Below are 11705 nucleotides of genomic sequence, written 5' to 3'. Positions count from 1 at the left end.
TTTTTTAAATTTTTAAAAAAATGTGAGTAGATTGTGTAAATTTCACAAAAAAGGCCTGGGTTAACCAAGCCTTTTAGGTAAATAATAACTGACGAATAGCCGCCAAATCTTCCATATCCAAGTCATTTTTTAAATAATAGACTGGTGTTTGTTCCTTCTTATGAATCGGGTTATTGGTAACCAGCAAATCATAATGCCGAGTACAATCATAGGCTTCAATGGTAATAAAACGATTGTATTCCAAATACCGTTTCAAAATGGCTGCCATCCTTGAAAAGACAAGAAAACCAGATGTCAAATCCAGACCAATCCGCATATGCTGGCCACCATTTTCAGCCATATATTCGATCAACTGCATCCATTCCCAGAGAATCTTCTTATCTAAGTCCGTCCCCTGCTGAAAAGCGGGCAAGGCATGAAAAATCTCCTCTGCCGTTCCCTTAAAATCATGTTCCATGAGTAAATATGGATGACGATTCTCTAACTGGTACTTGTAGCGATCCTGTAAAATATAGCCCTTGTATAGATAGACTTGAGCACAAAGCTGACTGAGTTCGTAGGTAACGTGATCCTCTGTATAATCCCCCAGCAACTCCTCCTTCTTCATTTCTTGAATCAATTGCGTCAGCAAATCTGCCAACTGCCCTCCAAAACCAAGAATATACTCCATAGTATGAAGAGGAAGAATACGATGAGATAGGAGGAAAGAGAAGAAAATCATCATCTCCCCGTCCTCAGTCCCTAAAGGAATGTGTTGCCCAGCAAAAAAGGACGGAGCCTTTCTCAGCAAACGAAGGTAGAAAATATTGTCAAAATACCCTCGCATTTTCTCTTCTATGACTTGAAACTGACAGGCATTGACCCGAAGACGCTGTTGACTGATGTGAGCCCAGAGGACCAAGTCCAATTTCTGCCCCGAAGACAAGCTTGCACCGCAGATTTCTTCTAGTGTAGCAATTTCCTGCTTTCTCTCTGGTTTCTGCATATGACCTTCCCATTCCTGACTCGACCAGACCTTGCGGAAAAGACAGAAATAGAAATAGCGAATCTGATGCTCTGGACCTCGCCAACGTCCATTTTGAATAGATAAATCAAATTCTGACAAAATCTGATTTAAACCAGCCAAGTGACGCCCAAGCGTAGCCTCGCTAATCATCAATTCTTGAGCCAGCTGATGGGCTAAAAACTGTTGGTGGTAGAGAAGATAGACCAAAATCTGGTATTTAACAGCATTCTCCAAAAACAAGCTCCGAATATCTCTCCCCTTGGTAGCTGCACCAATTGACAGACGCAGATTTTCATCTTCTAAGGAGATATTCAGATCTAAACCACTATCCAAAGCCTTGTCATTGAGCAGGGTGACATATTTGGTTAGGGTTGCTTTTGAAAATCCTGTTTCTTCCATTACAGCCTTGACGGTCGTCTGAGACTCTTGTAATAGAAAGGAAAGGATTGAAAATTGGCCAGATTCAGCCTTTTCCATCAAATCTCCTAAATACATTTGTTACCCCTTTCATTTTCTACCTTAAGCATAGCATAAATCTTACAAATGCTGAAATAATCTGTTTCTCTTTTTATTTTCATGCTGATTTCCTGGTCCATTATCCTGAAAATCAGCAAACACACGGCTCCCCCTTTGGGCATTTTTATGCTAAAATAGTAGCTATGGATAAAATTATTAAAACAATATCAGAAAGCGGAGCCTTTCGTGCTTTTGTCCTTGATAGCACAGAAACCGTCCGCACTGCTCAAGAAAAACACAAAACCCAAGCCAGCTCAACTGTAGCGCTTGGTCGAACTCTTATCGCTAGCCAGATTCTCGCAGCCAATGAAAAAGGAAATACTAAACTAACAGTTAAGGTGCTGGGATCTAGCTCTCTAGGTGCTATTATCACCGTTGCTGATACCAAGGGGAACGTTAAAGGCTATGTTCAAAATCCTGGTGTTGACATCAAAAAGACTGCAACTGGTGAAGTCCTAGTTGGACCTTTTGTTGGAAATGGTCAATTCCTCGTTATCACAGACTACGGTACTGGAAATCCTTACAACTCTATGACTCCCCTCATCTCTGGAGAAATCGGTGAAGACCTTGCCTTTTACCTGACTGAAAGCCAACAGACCCCTTCTGCAGTCGGTCTCAATGTCCTTTTGGACGAGGAAGACAAGGTCAAGGTTGCTGGTGGTTTCCTAGTTCAAGTCTTGCCAGGAGCCAAGGAAGAAGAGATTGCTCGCTTTGAAAAACGCATCCAAGCAATGCCAGCTATCTCAACCCTTCTGGAAAGTGAAGACCATATCGAAGCCCTCCTCAAGGCTATCTACGGTGACGAGGCCTACAAGCGTCTTTCTGAAGAAGAAATCCGTTTCCAATGTGACTGTAGCCATGAACGCTTTATGAACGCTCTTGCTAGCCTTCCAAGCTCAGACTTACAGGAAATGAAAGAGGAAGACCACGGAGCAGAAATCACTTGTCAATTCTGCCAAACTACTTACAACTTTGATGAAGAGGATCTGGAGGAACTCATTCGTGACAAATCTTAATACACCTTTTATGATTGGCAATGTTGAGATTCCCAATCGTACCGTTTTAGCACCCATGGCTGGCGTGACCAACTCAGCCTTTCGTACCATCGCAAAAGAGCTCGGAGCTGGACTCGTTGTCATGGAAATGGTCTCTGACAAGGGAATCCAATACAACAACGAAAAAACCCTGCACATGCTTCATATTGATGAAGGAGAAAACCCAGTTTCTATCCAACTTTTTGGTAGTGATGAAGACAGCCTAGCACGCGCAGCAGAATTCATCCAAGAAAACACCAAGACCGATATCGTCGATATCAACATGGGCTGCCCAGTTAATAAAATCGTGAAGAACGAAGCTGGCGCTATGTGGCTCAAGGACCCAGACAAGATTTACTCTATCATTAACAAGGTCCAATCTGTCCTTGATATCCCACTCACTGTTAAAATGCGTACCGGTTGGGCTGATCCATCTCTTGCTGTAGAAAATGCCCTGGCTGCTGAAGCAGCAGGTGTTTCTGCCCTCGCCATGCATGGCCGTACCCGTGAGCAAATGTATACAGGTCACGCAGACCTTGAGACCCTTCACAAGGTCGCTCAAGCTTTGACCAAGATTCCCTTCATCGCCAACGGTGACATCCGTACGGTTCAAGAAGCCAAACAGCGTATCGAAGAAGTCGGTGCTGACGCAGTCATGATTGGCCGAGCTGCTATGGGAAATCCCTACCTCTTTAACCAAATCAACCATTACTTTGAAACAGGAGAAATCCTACCTGATTTGACCTTTGAAGACAAGATGAAAATCGCCTACGAACATTTGAAACGCTTGATTAACCTCAAAGGGGAAAATGTCGCAGTTCGTGAATTCCGTGGCCTCGCTCCTCACTACCTCCGTGGAACATCTGGCGCAGCCAAACTTCGTGGAGCCATTTCACAAGCTAGCACCCTAGCAGAGATTGAAGCTCTCTTGCAATTAGATAAGGCTTAATAGACAAAAACCCGTAACTCTCTTAAAGGTTACGGGTTTTCTTTGATTTATACAGTCAAGCAATATCTATATGAAATTAGTCATTCTCCGTCTTTTTTCCTTTTAATAGATAAACACCTACTAGAGATATAAGACCTAAGAATTCCATAAACAACGTTGACATTGTTCCAGTTGATGGGAGCGCTTGCTTATCTTTTTTATCTGAATTTGAACGATTTTCACTCATTTGATTTGCTTTATCAGCAAGAAGAATCATTTCCTTATCATCAGATTGAGTTTTTCCTTCCCTATTTGCCTCTGGCTCGGCAACCATTTGTTTTTTAGGAAGCATTTTAATCGCAAACAAGCTGAAATGACTCGTTTTAAAAACGACTTGCCCATTTTCAACTGTTGATGGGAGCAACTCCAATTCTCCATTTTCTTTCACATGGTAAACTTGAATCTCAGAATCAATATTACCAATTGCAAGACGAACTACTCTCTCTCCCTTCACATGGGTTTCTTTCCCATCTTTTGAAAGGGAAATATCAAATATGCGCACTGTTCCTTGCCCTGTTTGACGGGTAACATTATCAATCATTTCTTTTGTTGTTACCTCTTTAAGATTGACAGAGTCTGCTTCTGTAGCAGTTTCAAACATAACAGTAATCTTCGTATTTCCCTGTTCAGTCATGAATACCTTTTGGACAGGAGACTTCACTTGGGGTTTACTTACATCAGATTTCGATTGAGACGGAAGTGTAGGAGAAAGTTTGTTATCTCCAGTGGAAGATCCTGAACTTGACGAAGAAGATAAGCCCTTTTTAAAGTTAGACAAAGCTTCATCTAGTTTTGATTTACTTTCTGTGACCAGTTTCTGTAGTTGGGCTTTTTGGGTTGATTCATCTAATTTATGCAAATACGTTTTTTCAATATCTTTCAAGTTTTTAATTAAGTCGACAGTATTGATATGTTGATCTTTTTCTAAATTTTTCTCGATGTCATTCAATAATTTTGCTAGATGTTTAGTGACCTCTTTCTTTGCCTTATCTCGCTCTAAGCCGATTTCTCGTCCCTTATGTTTAACGACTAGAGCTTCTATCTCCTGTTCAGCTTCTTTCACCAAGGTCTCCACTCTTTCTTTACTCGAAGCCTCATCAAACATCCTTTTGTACTTCTCTAAAGATTCTTCGGATTCTTTTAAAAGTTCTCCAAACCAAAAAGCTCCTCCATTTTCCTGTTTTAAACGAGTAAGTCTATAAGCACTTAAAGTTGTTTTAGCTGTTTCTTTAGCTTCTTTAAGCTCTTTCTCCAGAGTGGTCGTTGAATCATTCGAATCCTTTGGTTTTGTTTCCCCAGATGTTTCTGGTGGTACCGGCTTCGAATCTCCTTGATTGGATGCGCCTGGCTGTTCTCCTTGTCCTGCTGAAGAATCATCTCCCTGTACACCATCTTTTGGACGAATCTGATTATCCGAATTATTTGAAAATGTATCTACCAGCTCATCGATTTTTTTCTTAGCTTCCTCCCCTAACTTTTCTACCCCATCTTTACTTGAAGCTTCATCAATCTGTTTTCTGTAACCTTCCACAACCCCTTGAACTTTTTGTAGAATTTCTGAAAATCCAGAAGCAGACCGATTCAGTGTGTCTAAACGACTAGTCATATAGTCCGAAATCTCTTTGTTAACTTTTTGTACAGCATCCTCATATTCTTTATCGCCCGAAGATACCTTTTGTGGACTAGGGTGATTAGCAGGAACAACCCCTTCTGCATGGACTACTCCTCCTAAGAACAGACTAGCAACCACTACACTAGCTACTCCAATACTAAATTTACGAATTGAATAACGTACTTTTCTTTCACTTTTTGATGCAAACATAATTATTTCCTCCAATATTTTTCTTAACACTACTATATCATTTCAATATGAACTGTATATGAATTGAATCTTGTATTTATCTCTTTATGCTTCCATTTGGGATTATAACTTCATGTAATAACTTTTCCTCTTCAGCTATTCGTCGATACAAAATCACTGCATAAACTGGAAAAACTAAAACAAAAGTCATATAGGCATGACTCAGCAAGGTCAAGCCAATCAACTCAGGAAGGATATTTAAAAAGTAATTGGGATGTTTTACTGTCCTAAATAAGACATGATCCACAAACTTATGATTCGGTGCTAACATCAACTTGACTGTCCAAATATCCCCAAGTAGATGAATAACAAGTAGCAACATCAACATAGAAAATATCAGGAGCACCAAACCCACAACACTCATCGTATTGAAAGACGGTCGATAGACTAGGGCTTCCATAAAACAAGCCAGATAAAAAACAATATGAAGCAAGGTAAGACGTTTAGTATTTTTAATGCCAAATTCTCGCCCACCATCCCTACGAAGCCGTTCTTCATTTGCAATTGATTTCTTTAGGAACAACAAGCGAATTAAAAATACACAGATAATGATTATTGCTATCATCACGATCCCCTTTCTTTACTACTACTGTAACATCTCTATGTTAACCCAATATGAATTGAAAAAGAAAAAGAACGAAAACTGATTCCGTTCTTTGATTTACTCTATCACTACCATTCAAACTATACTTCTTCAAATCATCCTCAAGTAAGAAAAGAGTCTTACTAAAGCTAACTATCTGGTAACAAGCAGATTTTAAATTCCATCCCTTGTTCATAAGGCAAGAAACTATAGGACATACGATGACTTTCTAAGATATTCTTAACAATATAAAGACCCAATCCTGATCCTGTTTCTCTGTCTGTTACAATTTGTGAATGGTAAAAAATATCAAATAAATGTTCTAACTCTTCCTGATTCAAAGGAGCACATGTATTCCTAATAGAAAGATAACCATCTTGCTCAGAAATAGTCACAATGCCAGATTGATCTGAGTATTTGATAGCATTACTGATAAGATTTGTCAAGACTTTATCCAAAGCCTTCAAGCTCATCCTTACTTTTGTATCAGTAGTCAACTGATTATCAATCACAAGATTTTTAGAAAATGCCAATTCCTGATATCGAGACAAAACATCTGTCAAAACGGTATTTACCATTAAAATCTCACTGCACTCTGTCCATTCTTGAAATTTAGAAGATTCCAACACTTCCTCTAGCAAGAAACTCATCTGATCGATTTTATCAATACTCTTTTCAAGATACTTAGGATGATCTTTATAATCTCCCACATTATATTGCATATTTTCTAAGATAATCCTGAGAGTAGCTAGAGGTGTCTTTAATTCATGTGATGCTCCACGGACAAAGGAAACCTTTTGATTTTGCAATTTTACAATTTGCTCATTACGATTTTCCAACTCATGAATAACTTTCAACAAGTGCTCATACACACCATTAATCTGTTTTCCAACTTCCCCAACTTCATCTTTTCTGCTTTCATCAAAACGAATATTGTCATCCAAATCTTGCATCTTACTAGTCACTTCTGAAATGTAAAAAAGAGGATTGAGCAAGCGTTTCGTATAAAAATAAGAAAAAACAAAGGAAAAAGCAATTGTAACCAAAAATGTATAGGGGAGATACAAAAGCAAAATATTCTTTGCTTCTTTGTAGATATCCACTCCCTGCACAAACTGTACCGTTACCTGTTTACCATCTGCTGTACTAACAGGCTTATCTAACATCACGATATAATTTGATAGCTCTCCATCTTTAATATCTAAGTCATGCACAAGAGGGAGCCGCTTATCCAAGATATCTCTTTTAAGGTGAGCAGATATAGTCAAGGACTTTGAATAAGACTGGAGTAAGCTTGGAATTTCATCAGCTGTCTTAGTCTTTAAATACTCCGTAAACACTCTTGCACTCTCATTAAACTTTTCCCCCTCCAATTGAATATAATAAAAAGGAAAGGTCAAATAAATAGCTATATGAATGACTAGACCAACACCACCTAGAATTGCAAAACTTCTTAAAAAAGACTTGGTTAATAATTTAGGATTTTTTATCATAAGCTAATCTTATACCCAACATTTTTCACAGTCACAATGCAATCTAAAGCCAATTTTTTGCGAAGAGTACGAATATAGACATCAACGACCCTATCACAAGGTAAATCAGCTACATCTTTTGAAATTTCTTCCAATATCTGCTCTCTACTTAAAACTTGATTTTTATGCTGAATCAAACACTTTAGTACCAATAATTCCTTTGGTTTGAGATCAATTTCTTCATTTTTATAATGTGCTTTGTAAGAGGTAAAATCCACTGTTACATCCTGATATTGCCAAAGATCCTCTATGACGTAGTAACGTCTGATAAGCGCTTTAATACGCTTGGCAAGCAGTACCAAAGAAAAAGGCTTTGTCACATGATCATCAGCATAGAGATCAAATACCTGTGACTGAGTAGTTTCATCTCCCAGAGCACTCAAGACGATGACAGGAATATCGTGCTCTTGATTGATTTCTTTTAACACTTCAAAACCACTCTTCCTAGGCATCATTAAATCCAGTACCATGAGATGGATAGGGAGATCTTGAAATTTTTCCAAGGCCTCTTGTCCATCCTTAGCCATAATGACATGATAACCCTCTTCTGTCAGAAATGCTGCAATTCCTTCTCTAATCATTTCCTCGTCATCTGCAACTAAAATGTTCATCTTTCTCCCTTTCTACTACCGGAACTTCACACATCTATTTCCTGTATGCTATTTGAAAATTTTCTACCAGCCTATCATCTATGATAATGGAATGGATTTCATTTATCCGCTACTTGTTGTCAACAACAACGTCAATACAAGAAAATCATTCATCTTGCAGCTTAGTTTGATTTTTCAAATACCAGCTAGAACGGATTTGACAGGCAAAAAAAGAAACAGGTCTCTTTTGAAAGGATAAAAATTTCAGATAAGACTGCTCTTTTTCTACTACACACGCTCTAAGACAAATACGATGGAGGGTAATAAACATATGAATTTTAGGTTGAATAGTGAAAACCACGGATCCTTTAGAATCTATAGGTTTTAGTTTCATACTCTTCGAAAATCTCTTCAAACCACGTCATCTCTATCTGCAACCTCAAAACAGTGTTTTGAGCAAGCTGCGGCTAGCTTCCTAGTTTGCTCTTTGATTTTCATTGAGTTTCACTCCACTGTGACTTATGGTCAGATGCTGATACTTTTATTCTTTTATGCAATATCAAATTTTAACTGGCCTGCTTTAACACCAATCTTAAGTGTGCTGCCTGCCACCAAATCTCCCTTGAGAAGAAGTTCTGCCAACTTGTCTTCCACTTCTGTTTGTAGGGTTCTGCGAAGTGGACGAGCTCCCATCTCTGGGTCATATCCTTGATTGGCCAACAATTTCAGTGCTGAAGATTGTAATTTCAAGTCAATACCTTTTTCAGCCAAACTTGCCACTAAAGGTTTGACCATAATCTTCACCACTTCCTGCATATGGTCACTAGATAGGCTATGGAAGACCACCTTTTCATCAATACGGTTAATAAATTCAGGTCTATAAGCCTTTTTCAGCTCTTCGAACATGCGTTTTTCCATATTTTCCTGATCAAAACGAATGTCCTTTGCCCCAAAACCAACTGTCTTGTCATCACGAAGGGCTGTCGCACCAAGATTTGACGTCATGATGATAATGGTATTTGAAAAGTCAACCTTGCGGCCCTTGCTATCGGTCAAGACACCATCATCCAAAACCTGCAAGAGAACATTAAAGATATCTGGGTGGGCCTTCTCTACCTCGTCAAAGAGGAGAACGGAGTATGGTTTGTTGCGAACTTTCTCTGTCAACTCCCCACCTTCTTCATAACCCACATAGCCCGGAGGAGCTCCATTGAGACGGCTGGCTGCGAATTTCTCCATATACTCACTCATATCAAAGCGGATAAGAGCTGATTCGTCGTCAAAGAGGACTTCTGCCAGAGCCTTGGCTAATTCGGTCTTACCGACACCTGTAGGCCCTAAGAACATAAAGGAACCAATCGGACGCTTATGACTTCGAATTCCTGACTGGTTGCGGCGAATCGCACGGCTAATGCTTGAAACAGCTTGATCTTGACCGATAACACGTTTGTGCAATTCAGCTTCCAAATTCAAGTATTTCTTGGCATCAGTTTGAGTCAGTTTTTGGACTGGAATACCTGACAAGCGACTCAAGGTGGTCAAAATATCAGACTCTGTCACCAAGTCTTTATAGACAGGCACTTCCTCTTCTTTAGCAATTAGTTGAGCAGCTTGTTTCCACTTACCATCCATCAAGGCCTTGTCAGCTGGAGTCAAACCTGAATCGTCTGCTTTTATATTTTTAGTTTTATTTTGCACTGTTGCCGCTGCTTCATCCAAAAGATCGATAGCAGAGTCTGGCAAGTGACGACTGGTTAAGTAGCGATGCGCCATCTTAACGGCTGTTTCAACCGCTTCATCTGTGATTTGCACACGGTGATGTTTCTCATAAGTCGTCTTCAAGCCTTGTAAAATGGTCATGCTGTCGGCTACACTTGGCTCTTCAATCGTCACTTTGGCGAAACGACGAGAAAGGGCTGCGTCTTTTTCAATGTGTTTTTGATACTCTTCCTGAGTGGTGGCACCAACCGTTCTCAAAGTTCCACGCGCCAAGGCTGGCTTCAAGATATTGGCCGCATCCAGAGTTGAGTCAATTCCACTCCCAGAACCCATGATAGTGTGAAGTTCATCGATAAAGAGGATGACTTGCCCATCTTCTTCAATATCCTTAATGATATTATTCATGCGCTCTTCAAAATCACCACGGAAACGTGTCCCTGCAACGACATTCATCAAATCAAGCTCTAACACGCGCATCTTGGCCATTTCCGCAGGTACATCACCACTAGCAATACGCTGGGCAAGACCAAGCGCTAGAGCTGTCTTCCCGACACCAGCATCCCCAACCAAGACAGGATTATTCTTTGTCTTCCGGCTCAAGATTTGAATCATACGCGAGATTTCCTTGTCCCGACCGATGACTGGCTCTAACTTGCCAGAACGAGCTTGCTCTGTCAAATCATGCGTATAGTCCTCGAGACCACCACTCGGAGTCTGGGGCATGCCCATCATATTAGCCATAGAATTTTGCTTGTCAGCTACTGTACGATGGCGTTGGCGTAGAGCCTTGAGGTCTTCACGAGTCCAGCCTGCACGTTCTTCTAAATTTCGACGAAGAGCAGCAATCTTGACCTGATCTTTCTTGTCTTCATAAGAAAAACCAGCCCTCTCCAAAATACGAGTCGCCAAGGCATTGCCATCATGCAAAATCGCATAGAGGACATGCTCTGTCCCTAGCACCTTAGCATGGACCACTGACGCTACATACTCTGCTTCATCAAAAAGAACTTGCAAACGATGGGAGAACGGCAATTCCGTAAAAGTTTCATCCTGGCTATAGTCCGTTTCAGTCAGTTCCAAAGCGACTTCTTCTAAACGGTCCATCTCATATGGATAATCATTTAAAGTCGCCCCTGCCACACTATAACTGTGATTGGACATGGCAATCAACAAATGCCATGACTCTAGATAACGAGCTCCAAAATGGCCAGCAACCATGTAGGCACTTTCGATACATTCATTCAATGCTTTTGAATAGTTCATCTTACTTCCCTTTTCTATCTACCTCTTGTATGACCTGTCGTAGCATGTTTGCTCGAACAACTGGAGCTTCTTCTCCTAGAACACGATCCAAAGCTACTGCTAGTAGCAAATTCATCTCCTGCTTGGTCATCAATTCCTGCTCAACCAAAAGCTGGAGAATATCCTCATAAATTTCTTGACTGACTCGCTCACCAATCGAGTAAAGCAGCTCCCGAAGCATTTCATGATGACTAGAAAACTCAATCCGTCCTATACGAATGTAGCCTCCGCCACCACGCTTACTTTCAACCAAGTAGCCTCTACTTTCCGTAAAGCGTGTCTTGATCACATAGTTAATTTGACTAGGAACAACCTGGAAGGTATCTGCCAACTGACTCCGTTGCAACTCCACAATACCAGATTGATCTAAAATCGCCTTGATGTAGGCCTCAATATGATCCGATGTATTTTTAAATCTCATTACAAACCCACCTCTCTCTTTAAACCTTGACTATCTTTGACTATACTATCATTTAACACTCTATAAGTCAAATTTTTAGAGCTCAGCCCTTGAAAATACTGACTTTCTTTAAAAACATTTAGGCATTAAATCGCCTTAGTTTTTCTTGAAAGT

Annotated in this window: 9 protein-coding genes and 1 pseudogene; 2 read left to right on the top strand and 8 right to left on the bottom strand. The window is 40.2% G+C overall.

Annotated elements, in window-relative coordinates; genetic code table 11:
• Window positions 1–73 precede the first annotated feature (73 nt).
• Entirely contained in the window at window positions 74–1501 is a 1428-nt protein-coding gene (locus SMIDD26_RS00430; protein WP_061438583.1) for an AcpB/EbpR/MafR family transcriptional regulator, read from the bottom strand.
• A gap of 164 nt (window positions 1502–1665) precedes the next feature.
• Here SMIDD26_RS00430 and hslO point away from each other — a divergent pair, with 164 nt between their 5' ends.
• Together hslO and dusB are read left to right on the top strand one after the other, a co-directional pair.
• Complete coding sequence (gene hslO, locus SMIDD26_RS00425) at window positions 1666–2538, top strand: Hsp33 family molecular chaperone HslO (RefSeq protein WP_061438582.1); 873 nt, start codon at window positions 1666–1668, stop codon at window positions 2536–2538.
• Window positions 2525–3505: a tRNA dihydrouridine synthase DusB gene (gene dusB / locus SMIDD26_RS00420; protein ID WP_000183308.1), complete on the top strand. Its 981-nt coding sequence runs from the start codon at window positions 2525–2527 to the stop codon at window positions 3503–3505. The genes hslO and dusB overlap by 14 nt, the downstream gene beginning before the upstream one ends.
• 76 nt (window positions 3506–3581) lie before the next feature.
• On the opposite strand, the gene SMIDD26_RS12455 is transcribed toward dusB, so the two are convergent.
• From SMIDD26_RS12455 to SMIDD26_RS00390, 7 genes and pseudogenes are all read right to left on the bottom strand, one after another.
• Complete coding sequence (locus SMIDD26_RS12455) at window positions 3582–5150, bottom strand: RICH domain-containing protein (protein WP_419986644.1); 1569 nt, start codon at window positions 5148–5150, stop codon at window positions 3582–3584.
• Window positions 5151–5248: 98 nt separating this feature from the next.
• Window positions 5249–5366 (bottom strand): annotated as a pseudogene (locus SMIDD26_RS13660) (YSIRK-type signal peptide-containing protein); the annotation flags it as partial.
• A 76-nt stretch (window positions 5367–5442) separates the two neighbouring features.
• Window positions 5443–5970: an isoprenylcysteine carboxyl methyltransferase family protein gene (locus SMIDD26_RS00410; protein ID WP_061438580.1), complete on the bottom strand. Its 528-nt coding sequence runs from the start codon at window positions 5968–5970 to the stop codon at window positions 5443–5445.
• Window positions 5971–6137: 167 nt separating this feature from the next.
• Complete coding sequence (locus SMIDD26_RS00405; protein WP_061438579.1) at window positions 6138–7481, bottom strand: HAMP domain-containing sensor histidine kinase; 1344 nt, start codon at window positions 7479–7481, stop codon at window positions 6138–6140.
• The gene (gene rr06 / locus SMIDD26_RS00400; protein WP_049513297.1) at window positions 7478–8131 is read right to left on the bottom strand and encodes a two-component system response regulator RR06; all 654 of its coding nucleotides are present in this window, start codon (window positions 8129–8131) and stop codon (window positions 7478–7480) included. The genes SMIDD26_RS00405 and rr06 overlap by 4 nt, the downstream gene beginning before the upstream one ends.
• Before the next feature lie 528 nt (window positions 8132–8659).
• Window positions 8660–11092 carry an ATP-dependent Clp protease ATP-binding subunit gene (locus SMIDD26_RS00395; protein ID WP_061438578.1) on the bottom strand — a complete coding sequence of 811 codons (2433 nt, stop codon included), beginning with the start codon at window positions 11090–11092 and terminating at the stop codon, window positions 8660–8662.
• 1 nt (window position 11093) lies between these two features.
• Entirely contained in the window at window positions 11094–11552 is a 459-nt protein-coding gene (locus SMIDD26_RS00390; protein WP_061438577.1) for a CtsR family transcriptional regulator, read from the bottom strand.
• Window positions 11553–11705 lie beyond the last annotated feature (153 nt).

It is taken from the genome of Streptococcus mitis, from assembly GCF_001579035.1.
Classification (GTDB): Bacteria; Bacillota; Bacilli; order Lactobacillales; family Streptococcaceae; genus Streptococcus; species Streptococcus mitis_J.
The sequence above is the reverse complement of the archived record's forward strand: the minus strand, read 5'-3'. Positions and strand labels throughout refer to the sequence as shown.